At 42.3% G+C, this 26027-nt stretch carries 16 protein-coding genes and 1 other RNA gene; 14 read left to right on the top strand and 3 right to left on the bottom strand.

What is annotated here, in order from left to right; genetic code table 11:
• The first annotated feature begins 93 nt into the window (after positions 1-93).
• The 8 genes from B0B05_RS04425 (at position 94) to B0B05_RS04395 (ending at position 15494) form a co-directional block, all read left to right on the top strand.
• Complete coding sequence (locus tag B0B05_RS04425; protein WP_143745943.1) at positions 94-2577, top strand: T9SS type A sorting domain-containing protein; 2484 nt, start codon at positions 94-96, stop codon at positions 2575-2577.
• Positions 2578-2595: 18 nt separating this feature from the next.
• Positions 2596-5388 carry a SusC/RagA family TonB-linked outer membrane protein gene (locus B0B05_RS04420; RefSeq protein ID WP_084173881.1) on the top strand — a complete coding sequence of 931 codons (2793 nt, stop codon included), beginning with the start codon at positions 2596-2598 and terminating at the stop codon, positions 5386-5388.
• A 94-nt stretch (positions 5389-5482) separates the two neighbouring features.
• The gene (locus B0B05_RS04415) at positions 5483-6961 is read left to right on the top strand and encodes a RagB/SusD family nutrient uptake outer membrane protein (RefSeq protein ID WP_076782277.1); all 1479 of its coding nucleotides are present in this window, start codon (positions 5483-5485) and stop codon (positions 6959-6961) included.
• 112 nt (positions 6962-7073) lie between these two features.
• Complete coding sequence (locus B0B05_RS04410; RefSeq protein ID WP_076782276.1) at positions 7074-8540, top strand: SusE domain-containing protein; 1467 nt, start codon at positions 7074-7076, stop codon at positions 8538-8540.
• 126 nt (positions 8541-8666) lie between these two features.
• On the top strand, positions 8667-11132 hold the full coding sequence (locus B0B05_RS04405; RefSeq protein ID WP_245799208.1) for a glycoside hydrolase family 31 protein: 2466 nt from the start codon (positions 8667-8669) through the stop codon (positions 11130-11132).
• Positions 11133-11135: 3 nt separating this feature from the next.
• Entirely contained in the window at positions 11136-13292 is a 2157-nt protein-coding gene (locus B0B05_RS04400) for a glycoside hydrolase family 97 protein (RefSeq protein ID WP_076782274.1), read from the top strand.
• Positions 13293-13473: 181 nt separating this feature from the next.
• Complete coding sequence (locus B0B05_RS16805; protein WP_221406968.1) at positions 13474-13776, top strand: hypothetical protein; 303 nt, start codon at positions 13474-13476, stop codon at positions 13774-13776.
• The gene (locus B0B05_RS04395) at positions 13764-15494 is read left to right on the top strand and encodes a glycosyl hydrolase family 95 catalytic domain-containing protein (RefSeq protein ID WP_221406967.1); all 1731 of its coding nucleotides are present in this window, start codon (positions 13764-13766) and stop codon (positions 15492-15494) included. The genes B0B05_RS16805 and B0B05_RS04395 overlap by 13 nt, the downstream gene beginning before the upstream one ends.
• Before the next feature lie 151 nt (positions 15495-15645).
• Here B0B05_RS04395 and ssrA read toward each other — a convergent pair.
• Positions 15646-16045, bottom strand: a transfer-messenger RNA (tmRNA) gene (ssrA, locus tag B0B05_RS04390).
• Positions 16046-16424: 379 nt separating this feature from the next.
• Here ssrA and B0B05_RS04385 point away from each other — a divergent pair.
• The 4 genes from B0B05_RS04385 to B0B05_RS04370 all read left to right on the top strand — a co-directional run bounded on the left by B0B05_RS04385 (position 16425) and on the right by B0B05_RS04370 (position 21817).
• Positions 16425-17240, top strand: coding sequence for a peptidase associated/transthyretin-like domain-containing protein (locus B0B05_RS04385; protein ID WP_076782273.1), 816 nt, complete (start codon positions 16425-16427; stop codon positions 17238-17240).
• 336 nt (positions 17241-17576) lie between these two features.
• A complete protein-coding gene (locus tag B0B05_RS04380) occupies positions 17577-18551 on the top strand; it encodes a ribonucleotide-diphosphate reductase subunit beta (protein ID WP_076782272.1) in 975 nt (324 codons plus the stop codon).
• Positions 18552-18959: 408 nt separating this feature from the next.
• Entirely contained in the window at positions 18960-20615 is a 1656-nt protein-coding gene (locus tag B0B05_RS04375; protein ID WP_076782329.1) for a ribonucleoside-diphosphate reductase subunit alpha, read from the top strand.
• A gap of 206 nt (positions 20616-20821) precedes the next feature.
• Entirely contained in the window at positions 20822-21817 is a 996-nt protein-coding gene (locus tag B0B05_RS04370; protein WP_076782271.1) for an OmpA family protein, read from the top strand.
• Between the two features lie 74 nt (positions 21818-21891).
• On the opposite strand, the gene B0B05_RS04365 is transcribed toward B0B05_RS04370, so the two are convergent.
• Positions 21892-22533, bottom strand: a complete 642-nt coding sequence (locus tag B0B05_RS04365) for a hypothetical protein (RefSeq protein ID WP_245799207.1) — start codon at positions 22531-22533, stop codon at positions 21892-21894.
• Between the two features lie 316 nt (positions 22534-22849).
• On the opposite strand from B0B05_RS04365, the gene B0B05_RS04360 reads away from it, so the two are divergent.
• Positions 22850-23737, top strand: coding sequence for a DUF72 domain-containing protein (locus B0B05_RS04360; RefSeq protein WP_076782270.1), 888 nt, complete (start codon positions 22850-22852; stop codon positions 23735-23737).
• A gap of 55 nt (positions 23738-23792) precedes the next feature.
• On the opposite strand, the gene B0B05_RS04355 is transcribed toward B0B05_RS04360, so the two are convergent.
• The gene (locus B0B05_RS04355) at positions 23793-24089 is read right to left on the bottom strand and encodes a hypothetical protein (protein ID WP_076782269.1); all 297 of its coding nucleotides are present in this window, start codon (positions 24087-24089) and stop codon (positions 23793-23795) included.
• A 516-nt stretch (positions 24090-24605) separates the two neighbouring features.
• Here B0B05_RS04355 and glyA point away from each other — a divergent pair.
• Positions 24606-25874 carry a serine hydroxymethyltransferase gene (glyA, locus tag B0B05_RS04350; protein ID WP_076782268.1) on the top strand — a complete coding sequence of 423 codons (1269 nt, stop codon included), beginning with the start codon at positions 24606-24608 and terminating at the stop codon, positions 25872-25874.
• Positions 25875-26027: the final 153 nt, after the last annotated feature.

Genomic DNA, 26027 nt, shown 5'->3' with positions numbered 1-26027 from the left:
GCAAAATCGACCTTAACAGAAATATATTAGCAACACACAATTAACATTTCATTAATGTTATGTTAATACGATCCAAACGCTAATTATTTCTTTATGAAAAAAATTATACAATATCTAACTTACTGCCTTATCGGGATGCTTATCCTTGGCGGTAATCTATATAAGGCACAAACAAATCCTTATAAAGCACCATTATATTGGAACCCTTACGAATATCATATTGTTAAGGAGATGGCCGGTGTTCAGGACAATTATCTGACCGAAGAGGCTCTTACAAACAATATTAATTGGCTGGACCAAAACCTTAAGTCATATGGTTATAATATGGTGTGTATGGATGGTTGGGGTGACACTAGCCAAATAAATGAGAATGGTTACAGAAAAAGCCACTCATCCCATTGGGTACATGACTACGCTTGGTGGTCAACTTATCTGCAAGGGAAGGGAATGACTCTGGGCATGTATGAAAATCCATTGTGGATTCATGTTGATCCTAATGATACTACAAAAAAAATTGTTGGGACTAATATTAATGTATCATCTCTTATAGATCCTACAGAAAATGCCAAGTGGTTTACCTGGGTGCAGGTAGACAGGCCTGGGGCTGAAGCGTACGTCAAAGGTTATGTAAAATACTATGCCGACATGGGGATTAGGTATCTCCGTGTGGATTTCCTCTCTTGGTTCGAGTCCGGTTACGACCGTAATATAGGAACTGTAGGTCCGCAAAGAACGAAAGACCAATATGAGAAAGCTTTGCGATGGATGCGGGAAGCTTGTGACGCCAATGGTGTTTATCTGAGCCTTGTAATGCCAAATCTTTTTAATACTGCAGAACTTGAGCAAAAATATGGGCATCTCATCAGAATTAATGAAGATGCAGGAGAAGGCACATGGTACAAATTCAGTGATAAAGACAGAGGCCACCATTATGAGACATGGTCACAGTACGCTAACGCTTTTGACGGGTTTGTGTATTGGTCAAGGCTTACAGGTAATAGCAAGGTTCAGCTGGATGGCGACTTCCTGAGAATCAACACTTTTGCAAACGATACAGAGAAACGAAGCGTAATTTCTCTTAATGTCCTGGCTGGTGGCCCGGTAACTGTTGCAGACCAATACAACACCATTGGTAATGATCTTTGGCTTTACCAAAATTCAGAATTACTGGAGCTTAATGCCGCAAAATTTGTAGGGAAACCTCTTAATAACGACCCGACCAATGTAGGAAGCCAAACCTGGAGAGGACAATTATCCAATGGAGACTGGATTATCGGATTCTTTAACAGAGAAACGACTGCCCAGACAAGAAGTCTTAATTTTCAAAATCAACTGGGACTCTCCGGACAGGTTATGGTACGCGATCTGTGGCAACATGCCAACTTAGGGAAGATGAGCGATATCTCTGTAACAGTGCCACCACACGGATGTGTCATCCTAAAATTAATTAAAAACTCGTCAGAAAGCTGCAATTCACAAAGCATAACTTTCCCGGCTATTCCTAATAAAAATTATAACGATCCGGCATTTGATCCAGCTGCTGTTTCCTCTGCTGCTCAAGCAATAAGCTACGAGGTAACTTCAGGTCCAGCCAAGATTGTTAACAATCAGGTCCAGTTGACCGGTGTTAATGGTACTGTTTTTATTCAGGCAAAACAAGGGGGCGGTAACGGCTACTGCGCTGCTATTCCTCAGTTACAGAGTTTTGACGTTACAGGAGGCCACAGCGCACAGATGTTTGTTGGTGGTACTTACAACAATTGGGGGATGAAGCCAATGACTTTTGAAAATAATTCCTGGAAACTTAAAAACCAGATATTTTTAGCGGGTAATTATGAACTTAAGTTTGCCAACACCAATAATTTTACCGGTGAAGATTGGGGTAATGCAACAGGATTGTCCGGATCAGCACAACAGACGACAGGCGGTGGCGGCAATATCAGCTTTAGCATTACAACGCCAGGCACTTATACCATAGATTTTAACGATATTACATTGCAGTATAGCATTCAGTTTACACCATCTCATCAGCAGGCTATGTTTGTCGCAGGATCATTCAGTAACTGGGCACCACAGCAGATGACATTACAGAGTGACAAATGGCAAAAAACAGGTATTGCATTGGCTGTAGGCGATTACGAAATGAAGTTTGTCAATACCAATAACTGGACAGGCGACGACTGGGGAAATGCCACAGGAACCAATGGCTTTGCACAACAGACGACTGGTGGAGGAGCTAATATCACGTTTAACATTCCTACTGCCGGGAATTACAATATCGATTTCAATGATATGACATTGCAATACAATGTTTATAATCAGCTCGCCGTATCGGATATTACAAAACAAAATCTGATGATTTATCCTAATCCTGCAGACAAAGCGGTCTTTTTATCTGCTAAAGATGCTAAGATCAAAAGCTATGAACTATATGATATGAGCGGAAAACTCATCAAAAAAGAAACAGTTGGATCCAATAAATATGAAATCAATGTATCTAATATGACTAGAGGCAGCTACCTGCTGAATGTAAATCTTGATAACAGGATTGTTGGCCAAAAAATTATTATTAAGTAAAATATAAAACCTTTATAAATGAAATCAAAATACCTGAGATGTACCGTTGCTGTGGCGGCTCTCTATTTTTCTGGAAATTTATATGCGCAAGAATCCGATACTCTTCAGAAAGAACAGAAGATTGACGAGGTTGTTGTCATAGGCTACGGAAAAGCTAAAGCCAAGGATCTTACAGGTTCTGTATCTGTAATCAACCTGACAAAAGCAGGAAACCAGCCTGTTGCTGATATTGGGCAGGCCATCCAGGGCCGTGCATCGGGAGTTAGCGTTATCAATTCCGGGGAACCGGGGAGTAATGTGACATTCAGGATCAGGGGAACCGGAACTATTCAGAACAATGATCCGCTTATCGTTGTAGACGGTATGCCTCTTAATGGGGGACTTAACCAGATCAATATGAACGATGTGGAGTCGATCAATATCCTGAAAGATGCTTCTTCTACAGCCATCTATGGTGCACGTGGAGCTAATGGCGTAGTCATGATCACCACAAAACGGGGCGCGAAAGGAGGAATCCTTAATTTCGATACGTTTACAGGGGTACAAAGCGTAACCAACATGACCAAAGTTCTTAATGCATCGCAATATGCACAGTTAAATAATGAACTTTTGGCCAATGGAGGGCAGGCAACTAACCCAGAATTTGCTAACCCGGCAGCTTTAGGCAACGGGACCGATTGGCTCAAGGCTCTTTTTAGCCCGGCAATGATGTCCAGCTACTCTTTATCTTACGGAGACCGGTCGGAGAAAAGCAATATTTACGTATCTGCCAGTTATTTTAACCAGAAGGGTGTTGTGCTCAATACCAACTATGACCGTTATATTGTACAGTTGAACGGTGATACCAAGATCAAGCCTTTCCTAAAAATTGGTAACAGTGTTAAGTTGCAACATGATGTAAAAACCAAAGGAAGCTATGATATCAAGAATACCATACTTTCTCTGCCAACAAGGGCAATATATGATGCTAATGGCAATTTTGCAGGTCCTGGTAGTAATCCAATGCTGTACGGTGATATTGATAACCCAATTGGGAAAGCTACCATTGTAGATAATTCGACTAAAGGCTATAACATCCAGGGAAATATCTACGCAGAAATTGACCTGATCAAAGATCTCAAATTCAAATCTTTGGGCGGTATCGAGGCCAACCTTTGGTACGACAGAACCTGGTCGCCAAAATACGCATGGGGGATCAAAACTCAGGAGAACTCTTATCTCTATGAAGGTAGCAACCGCAGTATAACCATGCTTTGGGATAATACGCTGACCTATGACAAGAATTTTGGAGAGCACCACATTAATGCGGTAGTGGGTACCAGTGCGCAAACCAATCAATACAATTATCTTAATGCATCGGTATCAAAATTTGCCAGCGATAACACTCAGCAGATTGATAACGGTATTTTGCAACCAGTACAACATGGTAACATGTCAGAATGGGCATTGATGTCTTATCTTGCGCGCGCCACATATAATTATGCCGATAAGTATTATTTGACAGCTACTATCCGTCGTGATGGTTCTTCAAGATTTGGAGAAGGTAATAAATGGGGTTGGTTCCCTTCCGCCGCATTGGCATGGAGGATTTCCAATGAAAATTTCCTTAAAGACTCTAAAACCATTAATAACCTGAAGCTAAGATTAGGCTACGGTATTACTGGTAACCAGAATATCGGAAACTATGCATTTGCATCTTCTTACAATACTTATCAGTACAATTTTAACAATACCTACGTAAGTGCTGTGATGCCAACGGTTTTGCCTAACCCGTATGTAAAATGGGAAGGCCAGGAGCAGTATAATGTTGGATTCGATTTGGATATACTTAATAACAGGATCAGCTTAATCGTTGATGGTTATATTAAAAATACCAACGATATGCTTGTCCCAATGTCTGTACCCGTAACCTCTGGTTATTCGGATGTTTATACGCCGTCTATTAATGCTGGTAAAATTCAGAATAAAGGTATTGAGGCTACTTTATCTACTAAGAACTTTGTAGGCGAAAACTTTAAGTGGTCGACAGATGTTGTATTTTCTTATAATAAGAATAATGCGGTAGATATCAATAGCAAAACGCCAATCATTACGGCGTCAGGAGGTTTGAACAGTACTTTTGCACAGATTATGGCAGGTTATCCTGTAAATGTGTTTTATGGTTATGTGACAGATGGTATTTTCCAAAATCAGGCAGAAGTTGATGCCCATGCGGTACAAATGCCTGGATCCAGCTCTACTACCAGTACGTCTCCTGGGGATATCCGTTTCAAAGATCTTAATAACGACGGTGTTATCAATGACAAAGACCGTACAATTATTGGGAATCCAAACCCAAAATTCACATTTTCCCTTAATAATACCTTTACCTACAAAAATTTTGACCTGACTATTTTCCTTCAGGGCAGTTATGGTAATGATATTCTCAATGCCAACAGAATGTATACAGAGGCAATGTCTGTAATCCAGAACCAGAGCACTGCTGTTTTAGGCCGCTGGACAGGTGAGGGAACAAGTTACACGATGCCAAGGGCTGTTTTTGGTGATCCTAACCAAAACTCGCGTGTGAGCGACCGTTATGTAGAAGATGGTTCTTACATCAAAGTAAAAAACATCAACCTTAGTTACACGCTTCCAAAAGGTGTTTTTGGAGAAAATCTAAATATGGTGAAGGTTTTCTTATCTGCACAGAACTTAATCACTTGGACAAAATATTCTGGTTTTGATCCGGAAGTACCGGTAAACGGAATTGATAACGGGACTTATCCTATCACAAGAATTGTTTCTCTCGGACTTAATATCGGATTCTAATTAACAAAACAATGACATTGCTATAATTTTGGAACTCCAATAGATACGAAAATTAAGCGATGGCATATAACCATTAAAAAAGTATAATCTACACATGAAAAAGATAAAAATAACATTATTCGCGCTTCTTACACTTACAATGATCAATTGTAGTGACGACTTTTTGGACAAAGTGCAGCCTGATACAATTAATACAGGCAACTATCCAAAAACTGCAGAAGAGCTGATTACGATGGTAAACGGAGCTTATCAGCCATTGCAGTGGCCAAAGCTTTATAATATGAGAATGTGGACTACCGATATTTTTGCAGGGAACAGTATTGTAGGTGCTGGTGGCGGAGATGACGGTATAGAAACTACTCAGCTTTCCAATTTTGTTACCAGTACAGACAATCAAGGTGTTTTGGATCTTTGGAGAGGGCCATGGCCAGGTATTCTGTCCTCCAATATTGTGATCAAAACAGCACCAACGCTTAATATTGATGATGCTGTCAAAAACAGAAGTTTGGGAGAGGCTTATTTTCTTAGATCACACTATTACTTTGTTTTAGTAAGGTTTTTCGGTGATGTGCCTATTGTTACAGAGCCACAGGATGTTAACGGAGACCTTTATCCGGCAAGATCACCAAAGGCTGATGTTTACAATCTGATTATTTCGGATTTGGAAAAAGCAATACAATTATTACCTATCAAACAAACTTATGGCGATGCAGACAAAGGCCGTGCAAGCAAAGGCGCTGCGATAGGGCAATTGGCAAAAGTATATCTTACATTGGGTAACTGGCAAAAAGTGGTTGAGCTAACTACACAGCTGGAAGGGATGGGTTATTCGCTTAATGCAGATTATTCTAATAACTTCAATGTGAATACAGAGAACTCTGTAGAATCTTTATTTGAAGTTCAGTATGCATCAGATGGTAATTATGATTTCTGGGGTAACCAGAATCAGGCATCATGGGCGAGCCCGTTCATGGGGCCGCGGGGATCTAACTTTGTTGGTGGCGGAGGTTACGGCTGGAACCAGCCAACTCAGGAGTTTGTAGACAGCTACGAGGCTGGCGACAACAGAAAAGAAAAAAGTATCTTCTATGAAGGTTGCCCACAGTATGATGGTAAAGATTACAAAGCATCTTACTCGTTGACAGGTTATAACGTAAGAAAATTCTTGGTGCCGCTATCGGCATTCCCGTCATATAACAACAGCCCGCTTAACTTCCCGGTGATGCGTTACTCAGAAGTTTTGTTGATGAAGGCTGAAGCACTTAATGAATTGGGGCAAACTGCTCAGGCAGCAGTTCCGCTAAACCTTGTAAGAGCCAGAGCCGGATTATCTCCTGTATCAGGACTTTCTCAGACAGCTTTCCGTGATAAGGTTCTTCATGAGAGAAGGATAGAATTAGCTTTTGAGGGGCAAAGATGGTTTGACCTTGTACGTGTAAATAACGGGCAATACGGGCTTAACTTTTTACACTCTATTGGAAAATCCAATGCTTCCAACAAGCATCTTCTTCTGCCAATTCCTCAAATTGAGCGAGACAGAAATCCAAACCTGACTCAAAATCCTGGCTATTAATTTAATATTATAACCAAAATATATGAAATCGCCATAATCTGATTTGGAAAGCCAAATACCAATGAGGGTTAGGCGATTGCATATGACCTTTGACAAAAATTAAAATCAATATATGAAAAAGCTATATAATTTAAAGAACTGGAATAAGAAACTGTTGTTTCTTTTACCATTGGCTGCTTTCCTTGTCATAATGGGCTGCAGAGAGGAGCTTGCAAGTCAGGAGTTTGAGAAGAGTGAGCTCTCTTTGAAAACTTCGGAGATCAGTGAGCTACTTCCTAATATGTATAATTCTGGCTATAATTTTTCGTGGACAGCGGGAAATAATATGGGGACCGGTTCAGCCATTACTTATACACTGGAGATTGATAAAAAAGAAAACAATTTTGCACATCCACAGGTTTATGAGGTTGGTAAAAATGTCTACTCTTATGACATCAAGATTGGTGAGCTTAATACCATTTTGGTGAAAACTTATGGTGCAGAGCCGGGTAAGCCTTTTACTATGCAGGCCCGTATTACCGCAACATTTGCAGATAGCTCTGTAAAGGCGCAGGCAGCGGTTACAGATTTTACGGTAACACCATTCAAGCCTTTTACAGATCATCTTTTTATCGTTGGTGATGCAACACCTGGCGGTTGGGATATCACCAAATCTGTAGAGCTTACAAAAAGTACTACAGATCCGTCAGAATTTACTTATTATGCGCAATTGTCTACTGGTAATTTCAAATTTGCAGTGAGCCAAAGTACCACAGGGACACAGGATTTTTATACCCGTGATCCATCGGATGATAATAAGATTGTGTATAACGAAGGCGGTAGTGGAGCAGATCTGCAATGGGTCATTGATACTGCGGGTTTATACAGAGTTACGGTCAATCTTATCAGTCTGTCTATCAAGATCGAGAAGATGAATGCACCACAATTTAGTGATATCTATATTGTGGGGGATGCTTCGCCAAGCGGCTGGGATGTTAGCAATCCGGTAGCTTTCAAGCAGGATACAACCAATCCGTTTATTTTCACTTTAGAATGTTCGCTTAAGGAAGGTAATTTTAAAATCCTTGCCGGTACTACGGGTGACTGGTGTGGCGATTGGTACCGTCCTATGGTAGATAATCAGGGGTTAACAGATGGTGCAATACAACAGTTGAAAGGTTGTGATCCGGATCTTAAATGGAAAGTTTCTGCTTCTGATGCAGCCCGATATAAGATCACGCTAAATGCCGCTAACAACACGATCAAATTTGAAAAGATTAACGTCTATATGATCGGAGATGCAACACCTAACGGCTGGAACATGGGAACACTGGCACCAATGCAGAAAAATGGCAGCGTCTATACTTATACAGGGGAGTTAAATCCAGGTTCTTTTAAGTTTACCAAGTTTAATACCTCATGGTGCGACGGGACAGAACTGGTTGCTAAAACCAAAGACCAAAGCATTACAAATGGCGCATTTATGGAGCGTGAAAAATGTGAAGGCGGAGATGCTACAGACCTCAAATGGAAAGTGACTACCAAAGCAACTTATACCGTCACACTCAACTTAGATACTAATACACTCAATATTCAGTAATTTTTTCTTATCAATAAGTCACACGGTATTAATGCCGTGTGATTTTTATGATGATATAAGGATAATTGATTTGAGCGCAAAAACTTCAGATAACATCTGAAAAAATAACAAAATATGGTAAAAAAAATGATCTTTCTTGTTATGGCATTGTTGTGTTCATCAATGTTTATGGCAGCCGAATGTACATCTTATACCAAGAAAGGAAATCAGGTAATTTTTAATTGTAAGGATGGTTCCAAATTATCCTTAACCATCAACAGCAATGCTGTTGTAAAAATATGGTACGACAAATCCGGAAAGCTCACCCGAAGCAATCCGTCTTTTGCGGTCGTTAATGATAAGCTTGAAAATATGGGTGAAGTAACTGTTAACGAAGAGACTTCCGCATACGAGATTTTTACATCAAAACTTCGTATACGGATCAACAAAAACCCCATGCAGCTTCAGATTTTTGATAAATATCAGAAGTTGATTTTCAGTGATTTCAAAGATCAGGGACATGTTTCCGATGCAAAAGCCGTAAAAGCTTACAAGGTTTTGCGCAACGATGAGCAGTTCTTTGGACTGGGCGAAAAAACCGGGACGCTGAACCGCAGAGGCAAGAACTACAAAATGTGGAACAGCGACAAGCCTTGCTACAGCGTTACCGAAGATCCCATTGCCAAGAGCATCCCATTCTTTATGAGCAGTTACCGCTACGGGATTTTCCTGGATAACACCTATAAATCCGAATTCAAATTCGGTACAGAGTCGCAGGACTATTATTCTTTTGAAGCTCCGGATGGCGCTTTCGTCTATTACTTTATTTATGGTAAAGATTACAAAGAAATTCAGCAGCAATACATTGCATTAACGGGACAACCAATTATGCCTCCAAAATGGGCACTGGGTTTTGCACAAAGTCGTGGACTTTATACAAAAGAGAATCAGGCACTGGAAGTGGCGGCAGAATTCCGTAAACGCAAAATTCCTATTGATATTATTTATCAGGATATCGGCTGGACGCAGAATCTTCAGGATTTCGAATGGCGAAAAGGCAATTACACCGATCCCAAAGGAATGCTCAAAAAACTGAAAGCTAATGGTTTCAAAATGATTGTCTCCCAGGATCCTGTAATTTCTAAAAAAGATAACAAACAATACCTCGAAGCCAATAAGTTAGGCTATTTTGTGAAAGATGTCCGTACAGATAAAGCTTACGAAATGCCTTGGCCATGGGGCGGCAATTGTGGCGTTGTAGATTTTACACTGCCTGCAGTGGCCGACTGGTGGGGCAAATATCAGCAAAAACCATTGGATGACGGTATCAGTGGTTTCTGGACAGATATGGGTGAACCAGCCTGGAGTAACGAAGAAGATACAGACCGACTCAATATGAAGCACCATCTCGGGATGCATGATGAGATCCATAATGTTTTTGGATTAACCTGGGACAAAGTGGTAAAAGAACAGTTTGAAAAACGTAATCCCAACAAACGTATTTTCCAGATGACACGTTCTGCCTATGCAGGTTTACAGCGTTATACATTTGGCTGGACCAATGACAGCGGAAACGGGAACGATGTTCTCGATGGCTGGGCACAGATGGAAAATCAGGTCGCTGTGGGAATCTCTGCCGGATTGGGCGGAATCCCGTTCTGGACCACTGATATTTCAGGCTATTGTGGTGAAATTACAGACTATCCGGCAATGGCAGAACTCTATACAAGATGGATGCAGTTTGGTGTCTTCTGTCCGCTAAGCCGTGCACACCACGAGGGCGATAATGCTGTAGAACCATGGATGTTTGGCGAAGTAGCAGAGAAAAATACAAAAGCTGCCATCGAGCTGAAATACCAGTTGTTTCCTTATCTTTACACCTACTCTCGTAAGGCGCACGATACCGGACTGCCGATTACCAGAGGATTGTTTATGGAATATCCTAATGATACAGAAGCGGCAAAGATTGATAATCAGTTTATCTTCGGAGAAGAGTTACTGGTTGCTCCGGTTCTCAAAAAAGGCGAACGTGTAAAAAGAGTTTACCTGCCCGATGGCGAGTGGATCGACTTTAATGATAAAAAAACAGAATATCTCGGTGGCCAGACTGTGGCTTACAAAGCGCCGCTTAATACAATCCCGATTTTTGTAAAAAAAGCATCCATTATCCCAATGATGCCGGTGATGCAGTATATTCACGAGAAAAAGGATTATCCTGTATTCTTCCATATTTTCCCTAATTACGAAGATGAGAAAACGAGTTTCACTTTGTACGAAGATGAAGGTGAAAATCATGATTACCTAAAAGATATTTTCTCTAAAACTAATATCACCTGCACAACAAAAGCCGCCGGTTATGACATCGAAATTACTCCGGAAGACAAAGGTTTTCGCCAGTCCGATAAACGTAATTTTGTTTTGAGCATCTTAACAGAACAAAAACCAAAAAGTGTTTTGGTCAACGGAAAAGAAATCACTTTCTTAGCGGTTGATGCGCTGGATATAGAAAAAGATACCACTAAGATCCAATGGAGCTGGGACGAGAAAGGAAGCAAGCTCCTTATCAAGATACCCGATAACAGAACTAAAATAAATATTAACGTTAATAATTAGTAAATGAAGAAGTTTTTTTTAATTGTAGCATTATTTCTCGTTGGGCTCGTTACAGCTCAAAAACTCCAGTCGCCAGACGGAAAATTCGTTATGAATTTTTCTGTTCAGAGTGGTGGCTATCCTTCTTATCAGTTGAATTATAAAGGAAAAGAAATTATTAAGCCGAGCAGGCTTGGTTTTGAACTAACGACCAAAGACGCACAGGCCAATGATCCCCGCAATTTTTTAAATAATAATTTTGAAGTTGTTGGCTCAAAAACAGCAACTTTTGATGAAACCTGGCAGCCGGTTTGGGGCGAGGAAAAAAACATCAGAAACCATTATAACGAAATTTTAATCAGCCTTAAACAAAAAGGGACAGACCGCTTAGTGGATATCCGGTTCCGTTTGTTTGATGACGGTTTAGGTTTCCGTTATGAGTTTCCTCAACAGAATAATTTGGTTTACTTCACGATAAAAGAAGAGAAAACCCAGTTCGCCATGACTGGTGACCACACGGCATACTGGATTCCAGGCGATTACGATACGCAGGAATACAACTATACAACCTCCAAATTATCCGAAATCAGAGGGCTAATGACGAAGTCTTATGAAAAAGGGAATGTTTCCCAAACGTCATTTTCTCCAACAGGGGTTCAGACATCATTGATGATGAAGACCAAAGATGGTGTTTATATCAACCTTCACGAGGCTGCTTTGATTGACTATTCTTGTATGCACCTTAATTTGGATGACAAAAATATGGTTTTTGAATCTTGGTTAACACCGGATTCTCACGGTGACAAAGGCAAAATGCAGGCACCACGCCATACACCATGGAGAACCATTATCGTTAGCGATGACGCCAGAAATATTTTGGCTTCCAAAATGACTTATAACCTGAATGACCCAAGCAAAATTACCGATACATCATGGATCAAACCAACAAAATACGTAGGCGTTTGGTGGGAGATGATCTCCGGAAAAAGCAGCTGGGCATATACAGACGAGTTTCCTTCTGTTCAGTTAGGCCTTACTGATTATGCTAAGGCAAAACCAAACGGAAAGCACGGCGCTAATAATGCCAATGTAAGAAGGTACATTGATTTTGCTGCGAAAAATGGTTTTGATGCTGTTTTGGTAGAAGGCTGGAATATCGGTTGGGAAGACTGGTTCGGTAACGACAAAGATTATGTATTTGATTTCGTGACACCTTATCCTGACTTTGACATCGTAGCACTTAATGCCTATGCACATTCAAAAGGGGTAAAACTGATTATGCACCACGAGACTTCGGGTTCTATCAGAAACTACGAGCGCCACATGGATGCAGCCTATAAACTAATGAATAAGTATGGTTATGATGCTGTGAAAAGTGGATATGTAGGAAACATTCTTCCTGTGGGAGAAACGCATTACAGCCAATGGACTAATAATCACTATCAATATGCCATAGAAAAGGCGGCAGATTACAAGATTATGGTGAATGCTCACGAGGCGGTTCGTCCAACAGGAATTGCGAGAACTTATCCAAACCTTATCGGAAACGAAGCGGCTCGAGGAACAGAGTATCAGGCTTTCGGTGGTGAAAGAAACAATCCAAACCACGTGACTATTTTGCCATTCACCAGATTAATTGGTGGCCCAATGGATTACACGCCAGGGATTTTCCAGATGGATGTAACTAATGGTTCCCACGTAAATGCAACGATTGCGAACCAATTGGCACTGTATGTTACCATGTACAGCCCGTTGCAGATGGCAGCAGATTTCCCAGAAAATTACGAGAAATTTGCGGATGCTTTCCAGTTTATCAAAGATGTTGCTGTAGATTGGGATGAGAGTAAATATCTTGAGGCAGAACCAGGGCAATACATTACTGTTGCCAGAAAAGCTAAAGGTTCTGACAAATGGTTTGTTGGGAATGTAGCAGGTTATACGCCATTCACTTCAAAAATTTCATTAGACTTCTTAGATGCTGGCAAGCAGTATATCGCAACAATCTATTCGGATGCTAAAGATGCAGATTACCTCAAAAATACGCAGGCTTACAACATCCGTAAAGTTGTGGTTACTAAAAAATCAAAACTGACTCAGGTTTCTGTTGCAGGCGGCGGGTATGCAGTAAGCATTGTGCCAGTAAAAGATAAATCAGAAACAGCAGGCCTTAAATCATTATAATAAGTCCTGTAAAGAATTTAGTAATGGTTTAAAACCTTATTAAATTGATTATTACTTCGGCTTCGCTTAGGTTGACAAATTGATATTTTTATGATAGATTGTCAGGTTAAACGGAGCCGTTTTTTTAATATAAAATTCAAGTAAACAAAAAGCCAATAGTATTATTAATGAAAATTGAGATATGAATAAAAGATTTGGAATCACGCTTTTTTTGGTTTTATTTTTAGCGGTTAATAGCTTTGCTCAAAGCAAAAAATCATTATGGACGATCGACGCAACCAAAACCGACAATTATGTAGGCGCGCCCATTGCAAATGGGAAAATCGGGATTCTTCCTTGGAAAGAACCATTCTCTGTGCGACATGTGATGCTGAATCACGTTTTTGATATTGGTGATGCCGGTGTCAACCAGGCTTTGCAGGGCATCAATCCCTTTCATCTGGAGCTGTCTCTTAACGGGCAAAAGTTGAGATGCAATCGGTAAGCAACTGGAAACAATCATTAGACCTTAAAAAAGCCGTTCATACCACATCATTCATCATTCCGGGGAAAGCGGAAATCAAATACAATATCACAGCCTTGCGGAATCTGCCATATTCTGGGCTGATCGAGGTTGAGATCAAAGCTTTGGATCATATTCAGATACAAGGTCTCAATACAATGGATGTTCCGGATGGTTATAATGATATCAAAAAAAGAATTGTATCTGCTAATGTAGGCCTGGATGGTGGCAAGGAGATCATTCTCCAGACCGAGGCCTGGTCTTCGCACAAAGCTCATCAGGTTTTTGCTTCATCCGAATTTATTTTTGACCATAAAAAATTGACCATCAGAAGTGAGGATCAAAACAAAAATGTGATTGAAGGCACATTGAAAAAGGGAGAAACTGCCAAATTCTCACTGGTAGGTTCGGTCTGTACCAGCCGGGATTTCAACGACCCGAAAAGCGAATCAGAGAGACAGGTGATTTATGTGTCTTATTTAGGTACAAAGCGGATTCTGAAAGAGCATTTTGCGCTCTGGGAAGATCTTTGGAAAGGCGATATCGAGATAGAAGGCGATGATGAAGCCCAATTGGTGGCAAGATCGGCATTGTTCAATTTATATTCCAATGCTTTGGAAAACTCGAGGCTAAGTATTTCACCGATGGGATTATCCGGCACTTTTTACAGTGGGCATATTTTTTGGGATTCGGAGATCTGGATGTATCCGCCAATGCTGTTTCTGAATCAGGGCATTGCAAAATCAATGATTGATTATCGTACGGACCGGCTAAAAGCAGCGGAAAACCGGACGTTAACGTATGGTTACAAAGGCGCGATGTTCCCTTGGGAGTCCGATGACAAAGGTGAGGAAGCGACACCAATTAATGCGTTAACTGGTCAGTTTGAGCATCATATTACGGCAGATATTGCGATTGCCTTCTGGAATTATTTTGGGATGACTCAGGATAAAGACTGGATGGTAAAAGAAGCCTATCCGGTTATGGAGAAAATTGCTGAATTTTGGACCTCAAGAGCTGTTAAAAATCCGGACGGGAGTTACTCTATCCGCTATGTGATTGGCGCAGATGAGTATGCAGAAGGCGTGGACGATAATGCCTATACCAATGCAGCTGCCAAAAAAGCATTGGAATATGCCACACTGGCTGCCGGAATTTGTGGGAAAACAGCACCCAAAATCTGGAAACAGATCAGTGATAATCTGGTTATTTCCAAGATGAGCAATGGCGTAACCCAGGAGTATCAAGGCTATAAAGGTGAGATGATTAAACAGGGGGATGCTAATCTCCTGGCATATCCTTTAGGCATCATTACAGATCCGCAGCAAATTAAAAAAGACCTCGAATATTATTCTGCAAAAGTGGATAAAGACCACGGTCCGGCAATGACATTTTCGGTTTTTGCGGTTCAGTATGCGAGATTGGGTGAAGCAGAAAAGGCTTATTCTTATTTTAAAAAAGCTTATCAACCCAACCAGCGACCGCCATTCGGGGTTTTAGCAGAGACACCATCCAGTTCCAATCCGTATTTCATGACAGGGGCAGGTGGTATTTTACAGGCTTTCATCAATGGTTTTGGAGGGCTTGATATTACAGAAAAAGGAATTATCCAGCATAAAACTGTTCTTCCTAAACACTGGAAAAAACTCACTATAAAAGGTGTGGGACCAGAAAGGAAAGATTTTATTGTTTCACAATGAAGTATTACAAATAAACACTTTTTTAGGTTGGATTTGTTCCAGCCTTTTTTATTGAATAAATATCAGAATAATGTTAAAAAATAAAAAGGTTTGCAAGATGTTTGCATGTTAAAACAAAAACGCTCTGATAATCAGAGCGTTAAAGTTGTATTTGTGGAGTTGGAGGGATTCGAACCCTCGTCCAAACAAGCAATACATAAGCTTTCTACATGCTTATTCTGTTATTGGTTTTCGAACCGGGACAGAGAACAGACGCCCAATTCCGGCCTTAACTTCTAAAGTTTTCGAGCTTTGGTCGAAGTACCCAAAACCTTATTTCTGCATTGCTATGCCCCAGGATCAAACGCCGCAGAACAGAGCGTTTGTGAGACATCTTGCTTCCTTACTATCTTCGGGAAAGCGCTTGAAACCTACTAAACTTCGGATTAAGCTGCAAGAGCGAACTCTTCGTTGCCAGTTAAAATTGTGTAGCAAGGGATTTAAGAGATCGCGCTACGGTTCTCTGCATGCTTACTTACCCATTGGTCTTGCTGTCGAAACCAGTCAACCCCATAGTGTAAGAGTACAAAGTTACATAAAAATTATTGTCCTGTCCAAATGATTATTGCTGAAGCTGCTATAGTTTTTGCTTTAACCCGTCCCTTGTTTGGAGGCCGCTGCCTCTGCGCTCTCTTATCTGGCAGCTCCCATCAAGGTCCGTTCGTCGGCCATCGCTGCCTGTCAATTAAAAACATCGATAGGTTGAGTTCCAACAATACTCTGCGACTTCAGGCAGCTTTCCCCATACTTACAACAATTTTAACATAATAGCATGTAGCATTTTCCCAAAAAATCATAACAGTGGTTAAATCGGGTTAAACTTTGATTGTAAACCTTATCATAAATAGATGAATCTCAGTAATCCCAGTAATTTTGTATCAAAATAAAACTATGAATACAGCTCGATTTTTTCTCTTACTGCTGTTCTTTTCCGTACGGCTGTTTTCGCAATCCGGTTATGTTATAGGCAGTATTACCAATGAGAATGGCGACAAGCTTCCAGGTGCCAGCATTTATAATGTGCGCACAGATCAGTTTGTAATTTCCGACAAAACGGGGAATTTCTCTATCGCGGCAAAAACGTTGGATGAACTGCGTGTTGCGCGCCAAGGCTATGAAAGAAAAAACCTGGCTGTAACCGAAGCTAGTTTTACAAAAAGCGTTGAGGTTCAGCTGGTGACTATTCCTGTTGAGATAGAAGCACTCAGCCTCACCTTCCGCCCGACAGGTAACCTGAAAAAAGATGTGCCAAGGCTTAATCCGCCGCCCAAAGTTATGGCGCTCAACGGTGAGATGAACAGTTATATGCGCACCCCACTTACAGAGGTTATTCCCCGGGCTACAGCGCCTTCGGCCTTCAAGCAGCCAGACTTCTCTGCCGGACAGATGGATCTGGTTAAATTGGCAGGAGCCATTGGCAGACTTATAAAAAAAGCCGGCTCATCCCCAAAAACCACAGCCAACTATGGCGAGACACAAGCCTTCTACAGCAGTATAAAAGCTGCCATAGATATGAACTACTATACCCGTTACGGTATGGATGAATATGATGTGGATGTTTTTCTGGCCTATGCAGACCGCGCATATGACCTGGCCAAAAATTACCGCAACAACTTCAACAAAGCCGCTATCGAGTCCAGGCTCAAGGAAGCTTTCGCAGAATATATCAAGACCCATCATTTCAATAAAAAATCCGAAGAAGGATAAAGTTATCAGTTTTATTTTAGCTGTTTAGTTTTTAACGCCTTTTAGTAGGTATTATTTTTGATTCTGTTTAAAACATAATAGACGGTTTAAAGCACTTTTAGGCTTGCTTTTCGCGGTAAAATGCCTTCTGTAAAGGCTTTGCAAAAATTGTGGAAAACTTTTACCCATGATTGTCAGATTTTTGACGTTTTAGGGTCCTGTTCTATTTTATTTATTGGATTCAATTTCTATTTTTGTAAGGCCGGTTTTGCGGAAACAATGTTGGGTTTAAACACCTGGTTTCCTACGTGATAACGGTATTTTAACTAATACATACAACAATAAAAGCGTTACGTTATGGGGATTTTTGATAAAAGAATAAGTTATAAGCCGTTTGAATATCCGGAAGTTTTACAATTTATAGAAGCTATCAACAAGGCCTATTGGGTTCACTCCGAGGTAGATTTTACTGCCGATGTTCAGGATTTCCACTCCCAACTGGAGCCCCATGAGAAAAACGCGGTCAAAAACGCACTTCTTGCTATTGCCCAGATTGAGGTGAATGTTAAAACCTTCTGGGGCAACTTGTATCAGCATCTTCCAAAACCGGAACTTAACGGCCTGGGAGCAACCTTTGCCGAGTGCGAATTCCGTCACTCCGAAGCCTACTCCAGATTGTTGGAAGTTTTGGGTTATAATGACGAGTTTCTGGAGGTGGTGAAGATCCCGGCCGTGCGTGACCGTATCGAATACCTGGGTAAAGTGCTGAAAAACGCCAATTCTCAGGACCCTAAGGCTTACGTTTCCTCACTATTGCTGTTCAGTATTTTGATAGAGAATGTATCTCTTTTCAGTCAGTTTGCCATCATCCTTTCTTTCACCCGTTTCAAAGGGTATATGAAGAATGTTTCCAATATTATTGCCTGGACCTCTGTGGATGAGCAGATCCATGCCAATGGCGGGATTTACCTGATCAATAAGATCCGCGAAGAGCAACCCGACCTGCTGAACGATGCAGATATCGAGGCTATCTATGACCTTGTGGACGAATCTATTGAGATGGAATCCAATATCCTGGACTGGATTTTTGAGCTGGGCGAGCTGGACAAAGTTTCCAAGAAAAACCTGCTCGACTTTATGAAGTACAGAGTAGATGATTCACTGAAAAAAATCGGGATGAAAACCCGTTACAACGTGACACCGGAGGATTATAAACCGATGATATGGTTTGAAGAAGAAGTTTTTGCCAACTCTATGGATGACTTCTTTGCCAAACGCCCGGTAGATTATACCAAGCACGACAAGTCTATCACGGCGAACGATTTATTTTAGAATTATTTGGGCGCCTTTTTCCGCCTTCCGCTCCCAATCTTTTGTTTGTCGTTCCTCCTCACAAAAGGATTTCCGCTCAAGTCGGGGCGCAGCCAACTCGCAAGCAAAACGAGTATTGAAAGCAATAAAAACCCTTTCGCATTGTCAACGCTGAAAGGGTTGATTGAAAAATAAAATCTTGAGAACGATGTATAATTCTTAGGTTTTCTTTTTTATGTGAAAACGTAAATAGAAGCACAGCGCGCCCCGGCTTGAGTGGAGCTCTTTTTTTGGCATTGCGGTGTGAAACGTTCAAAAGTATACTTTCACCTCGTTCGCAATGACAGAAAAAAGCGGGAACGGAAGACGGATACAGGCGCCCAAAACTGGATAAACACAATTATATTAATAAGAAAAAATAAAGTTATGATGGACGAAAATATCGATATATGGTGGCTCAATGAAGAGTCTGAGCAAATGCTAAACCGAGGCTATCTGCTAAAAGGTGAGACTGTGGAAGGTGCAATCGACAGGATTACAACCGCGGCAGCCAAACGCCTTTACAAACCGGAATTGCAACCGGCTTTCAAAGAGATGATTGTGAAAGGCTGGATTAGTTTTTCTTCTCCGGTTTGGGCGAATATGGGAACACAGCGTGGTTTGCCGATATCTTGTTTCAACGTTCATATTCCGGATAATATCGAAGGAATTACTCACAAATTGGGTGAGGTGATTATGCAGACCAAGATAGGGGGCGGAACATCCGGTTATTTTGGAGAGCTAAGAAACCGTGGTACAGCCGTTACCGACAATGGGAAATCCTCCGGTGCTGTATCCTTTATGAAACTGTATGACACTGCTATGGATGTGGTGTCGCAGGGTGGCGTAAGACGCGGTGCCTTTGCAGCCTACCTGGATATCGACCATGGTGACATCGAGGAATTTTTGAGTATCAAAGATATCGGAAGCCCAATCCAGAACCTCTTCACGGGGATCTGCGTGCCGGATTACTGGATGCAGGATATGATCAACGGGGATGTGGACAAACGTAAAATATGGGCCAGAGTATTGGAAAGCCGCCAGCAAAAGGGATTGCCTTATATCTTCTTTACCGATAATGTGAACCGTAACAAGCCTCAGGTGTACAAAGATGCCGGACTGATGGTCAACGCCAGTAACTTATGCTCCGAGATTATGCTGCCGTCCTCTGCCAACGAATCATTTATCTGCTGCCTGTCATCCATGAACCTTGAGCTGTATGACGAGTGGAAAGATACTAATGCAGTACAACTGGCTATCTACTTCCTGGATGCTGTTTTATCAGAGTTTATAGAAAAAACGGAAGGTAATTACTACCTGACTTCTGCCCGAAACTTTGCGATGCGCCACCGCGCACTTGGTTTGGGTGTATTGGGTTACCACTCATACCTTCAGAAAAATATGATTCCGTTTGAGAGTTTTGAGGCAACACAGTTCAATGCCCGCGCTTTCCGCCATATCAGGGAACAATCAGAAATCGCTTCCCGTGAACTCGCCAATATCTATGGCGAACCGGATATGCTGAAAGGTTATGGTATGAGAAATACCACGCTCATGGCTGTCGCACCAACTACCTCCAGCTCTGCGATCCTGGGCCAGACTTCTCCGGGTATAGAGCCGTTTGCTTCCAACTACTACAAAGCCGGCCTTGCCAAAGGTAACTTTATGCGTAAGAATAAATACCTGGCTAAGCTGCTTGACGAAAAAGGACTGGATAACGAAGAAACATGGAGAACCATCATGCTGAACCACGGCTCTGTGCAGCATCTTGAGGGGCTTACGGATGAGGAGAAAGCCGTGTTCAAAACCTTCAGGGAGATTTCACCAATGGAGATTGTGTCCCAGGCGGCACAAAGACAGCAGTATATAGATCAGGCGCAATCGCTGAACCTGCAGATCCCTTCTACCATGCCGGTAAAAGATGTTAATTTTGTGATGATAGAAGCCTGGAAAAAAGGTGTGAAAACATTGTATTACCAGAGAAGTTCTTCGGTTTCCAAAGAGCTGATGGTGAATTTTGTAAGCTGCTCTTCGTGTGAGGCATAGGCTGATAAAAGACGTTTGAGACTTACGGACTTTGGATTTGGAGACACTTGACCAAAGATCTGAGTTTATAGGTCAAACGATATAAACTAAAGTAAAACGCCGCAGGATTCCTGCGGCGTTTTTAGTGCCTGTTCATAAAAATTAGCATTTCATTAACACAACCAAATCCAATAAAATTTTATTTTTAATCAACCAAATTATTAAATATGAAAAAACCAGTTGTGATTTATGCTTTGATTATGAGCAGTTTGATATTGTCATCCTGTAAAAAAAGCGCTAACGAGCAAAGTGCAGCACCGGCTACAGACAGCGTTGCACAAACCCCGCAGAAAGAGACAGGCTTTGACATCAGCAAGATTCCTGTTTCAGACAAGGATTTGGGGGATTTCCCATTTTTCACCGTTCCCGAAGGCCTGCAGGTACAAAATAAGCCATTGCAGCGGGACTTTGACCAGGTTTATTTTCCTGTAGACGGGAAATTTGTACCCATTGAAGGTAAATCCTGGAAGACTTTTATTGTAAAAAAAGACGGCAGCAGCAGCGAATTCTCTTACCCTTATTTTGAGAAAAGCTATGATGAGGCTATCAAAGAAGCCGGCGGTGTAAAGGTTTTTGACGGAAAAGTTTCCAAAGAGGAATTAGACGAGCTTAAGGAGAAGGCCAAATACCTGGGCGAGGAAGGTTCGCAGGATTATTGGAACGAGCCCGTTAAGGTCTATGTGATCCGCCGTGCTGCCGGCGATGATATTTATATCCAGTTTAGTGGCAACAATGCGAGCGGTGCGATCGAGATGGTACAGAAAAGCCCGTTTAAGCAGACTATTTCCAAGGTTCAGTCGGAGCAAATCCGTAAAGACCTGAACGAGAAAGGTAAGTCTGTCCTTCATATTAATTTTGATACCGACAAAGCGACCCTGAAACCCGACGGGAAAGAAGCCGTTGCAGAGATTGTCAAAGTTTTGGACCAGGATAAAACGCTGAAGCTCGATATCAATGGTTATACAGACCAGTCCGGCAACAGCAGCCATAACCAGCAGTTGTCCAAGGACCGTGCAGATACTGTTTTGAATACAATTGCCCAGGCGGGGATTGATAAAAACAGATTGTCTGCCCATGGTTATGGTGACAGCAGCCCCATTGCTTCCAATGATGACGAAGCCGGAAAAGCCCAAAACCGCAGGGTAGAGCTGGTGAAAAGGTAGTCCTGACACGATGTATATTATAAAAAGGCTGCCCATAATCCTGAGCAGCCCACTGAAGAAAAAAAAGTAAAAAATTAAAAGTTATATCTTAATCCAAGCTGTGCCTGTACCCTGGATGCAAACTGATCTATGGTATATGTCAATCCAGGAGTTTTGGTATGGTTGCCCACTTTGTAGGTTAAATTATCTGTGATTTCAAAGGTTTTCTGCTTCATATTAAAAACGCTGGCCTCCCGGTCGTTACCCAGAAATATGGTGCCACCATTGTAGGCAATCTCCACCTGTGGGAACATCACGTTGGACGAGGTCGGGTTTCTGTAATCGCGGATAGCCGAGTAACCTAATAGCAAAGTATTGTTGAGCTGGTCGCTGAAGCGGCTTTTAAGTTCCAAAGTGGTGGTTGAAGCCTGATTCTTCTGCACAAAATCGATTCCCGAGAAGCGGAAATTGGCACCATCGCGCTCAAGGTTGGACGCTTCTGAGAAGACCGTGTTGTTTTTAAGTGACAAGGTATGGCGGTCATTTATTTTCCAGTCCAGCTTGTTAAACAATTTGGAGCTTTGCGAGTAATTGTTATACTGGTCGTAGCTGCCTGTATCAAAACCATATTTGGATTTTACAAAGCTGGAGATGGCCTGCGCCGTGGAGTCGTCAATAAGAGCGCCGGCATCTCCTGCGTTATAGAAGACCGGGTCCGTCCTTCGCGTATACTCCATATTGGTGAAGAGGAAAAGTTTGTCTTTTACCACAGGCAGTCCAACGCGGCCACCAAAAATGTCGTCGTCAAAAGAGCTGTACGAAACAGAAAATTAATATTACATCATAGAATTATTAAAATAAAATTAAAAACAGCTTAAAAAAGCTAAGTAACCCGAGTGTTGTATGAATAATTTATGAACCGAAATTTAAAAAATTATCAAAGGTACACTGGGAGCTTGTTTTCCCTGTTGATGATAAAATAACCAAAATCCGCAGCAAGCAGTTTTTTATCCCGTGAATTATTATTAATTTCAGATTTTTAAACTTGATATTATGAAATTCGGACAAGTAGATGATCCGTCGGGTATAGATTTTACCCTGCCCAAAGACCATCCTCAAACCAAAGAAATCCTGAAACAGAATAAGAAAGGGCTGCAGGACATATCGATAGGCTGTGCCAAATGGAACAAGACCGACCTGAAGGGGTTTTATCCCCGCGGGACCAAGGATGAATTAACCTATTATGCCACGCAGTTTAACGCCATAGAGCTGAATGCCACTTTTTACGGTATGCCCACCGCAGAGCAGGTGCAGACATGGAAAGAAAAGACCCCGAAAGGATTTAAATTTTTCCCGAAGATTACCAACACCGTGTCACACTTCCGACGCCTGCTGAACGTGACCGATGCCGTCACCCATTTCGCCAGTGCGGTACTCAACTTCGATGAGAAACTGGGAATGGTATTCCTGCAGCTTCATGACAATTTTAAGCCCAAAGATTATGACCGCCTCGAAGCTTTTGTCAAGCACTGGCCACAGGAGGTTCCCCTTGCTATAGAACTCCGCAACACCGAGTGGTTTACGGATGAGGCAATCCTGGATAAAACCTGCCAGCTGTTTGAGGATTACCATATTACCAATATCATTGTAGACACGGCAGGCCGCAGGGATATGCTGCATATGCGGCTAACGACGCCCAATGCATTTATCCGCTATGTAGGAGCCAATGCCGAGAGCGATTATCAGCGGCTGGACGACTGGCTCGCACGCCTGAGTACCTGGAAAAAAGAAGGGCTGGAGAACCTGTACTTTTTTGTGCATCAGAATATAGAAAAAGCCTCACCGCTATTGTCTGCCCATCTGATTAAAAGCATGAATGATGCCTGGGGCACCGATATCCATATTCCGGTGATGGCCACCGACCAGCCCAGTCTGTTTTAACATAAAAAGCCTGCTGAAACAATCAGCAGGCTTTCTTTTTCTGTCAAAGCAGGAATCAGGCCAGGAAGCTGAGTTCCTTATCTTTAAAATCATTTTTATTTACCAGCTTTGTCATGACTTTGAGCATTTTTTTGCGAAGTTTGGCCAGCTGGCGGATGTTTTTGTCCTCGCTGTAGTTAAAGATACTGTCTTCAAACGAGAAGGCATCCCCTTTTTTGAAGGAGATATTATTCTTTTTAAGTTCTTTCAGCAGCATGAGGTTGGTCATGGTTTCCAGAGTGGCATGTTCTGCCGCTTCGAGATTTTGGAGCGATTTCAGGAGCTCTTTTTTATATTTTTTCTTCGTCTTCATAATAAACGGGTTAATCTCTGAAAGGTACGGAAAATATTCGAGAGTTGGGGAGGGTTTGAGGTTTAGGGTTCAGGGTTTAGAGTTTAAGGTTCAGAGTTGACGGTTCAGGCTTTCGAGAGCCTAAGGCTGACATGTGAGTGGAGGGTTTGAGGGTTCAGGGTTGATAGTTCAGAGTTCAAGGTTCAGGGTTCGAGCCTTCGAGAGGCGTAGGCTAACATAAGTGAAGGGTTTGAGGTTTAGAGTTCAGAGTTTAAGGTTCAGGGTTGACGGTTTGAGCCTTCGAGAGCCTCAGGCTGACATACGAGAGGAGGGTTTGAGGGTTCAGAGTCGGGAGTTCAAGGTTCAGGGTTGATGGTTCGGGCCTTCGAGAGGCTCGGAGCTCAGCGTTCAAAGGCATAGGATATGCGGATCAACTATTTTTTAGTGACAATGATTTTCGGTTTTGTGATTAATCCATCTAATGATTAGGACTGGCTGTCAGGAATTTCTTATTTTTGGAGAAAATAAATCTATAAAATGCAAGACCCTATTTTTGACCTTATTGAAAAAGAAAGACAAAGACAGACCCACGGCATAGAATTGATCGCTTCGGAAAATTTTGTGTCCGATAACGTGATGAAAGCCATGGGCAGTGTACTCACCAACAAATATGCAGAAGGCTACCCCGGCCGCCGCTACTATGGAGGCTGTGAAGTGGTAGATGAGGTAGAGCAGCTGGCGATAGACCGCGCCAAGGAACTCTTTGGTGTAGACTACGTTAATGTGCAGCCCCATTCCGGGTCACAGGCCAATGCGGCTATTTACCTGTCGGTGCTTAAACCGGGGGATAAAGTCATGGGCATGGACCTTTCTATGGGTGGGCACCTGACGCACGGCTCAGCAGTGAATTTCTCCGGTATCCAATACCAGGTTTGTTCATATGGTGTACAGAAAGAAACCGGGCTCATTGATTATGACCAAATGCGCGAAGTGGCCCTGAAAGAGCGCCCTAAGATGCTTATTGCCGGTTTTTCTGCCTATTCCCGCGATCTGGACTATGCTAAATTCCGTGAAGTAGCCGATGAAGTAGGTGCCACGCTCTGGGCTGATATTGCCCACCCCGCAGGGCTCGTTGCGAAAGGCCTGCTCAATAATCCCTTCGATCATTGCCATGTGGTGACTACTACTACACACAAGACCCTGAGAGGGCCGCGTGGCGGCATGATTATGCTGGGCAAGGATTTTGAGAACCCCTATGGGCACAAGACACCCAAAGGCGAAACCAAGCTGATGAGTGCCGTATTAGACAGTGCCGTCTTCCCAGGTATCCAGGGTGGGCCGCTGGAGCATGTTATCGGGGCTAAAGCCGTGGCTTTTGCAGAAGCGATCGATGACCGTTTCGCCACCTATGCCAGACAGGTGAAAGCCAATGCACAGGCTCTGGCCAAAGCGATGACCGGGCTGGGCTTCGAGATCGTGAGTGGCGGTACCGATAACCACCTGATGCTGATTGACCTCCGTAACAAAAACGTGAATGGTAAAGAGACCGAGAAAGCCCTTGTGAAAGCTGACATCACCTGCAACAAGAATATGGTGCCTTTTGATGACAAGTCACCGTTTACCACATCGGGGATCCGCCTGGGAACAGCTGCCATCACCACTAGAGGGCTTAAGGAAGCCGATATGGCGACCATTGCCGGCCTGATTTCGGAAGTGGTAGATGATATCAACAACACTTCGGTTCTTGAATCGGTAAAGAAAAAAGTGAATGACCTGATGGCGGGCAGAGCCCTTTTTAATGATTAAGTATTTTATTTTTAATATAACGGCCCGCCGGAATCCTTAGATTCCGGCGGGCTTTTTTGTGGGAGTTCAGGGTTCAGGGTTCAGAGTTCAGGGTTCAGAGTTCAATGTTTTAGAGTTTGAAGTTCGATGATGTTGATGGGTGCGGGAAGATGG

It is taken from the genome of Epilithonimonas bovis DSM 19482 (genome assembly GCF_900108115.1).
Taxonomy (GTDB): domain Bacteria; phylum Bacteroidota; class Bacteroidia; order Flavobacteriales; family Weeksellaceae; genus Epilithonimonas; species Epilithonimonas bovis.
The sequence above is the reverse complement of the archived record's forward strand: the minus strand, read 5'-3'. Positions and strand labels throughout refer to the sequence as shown.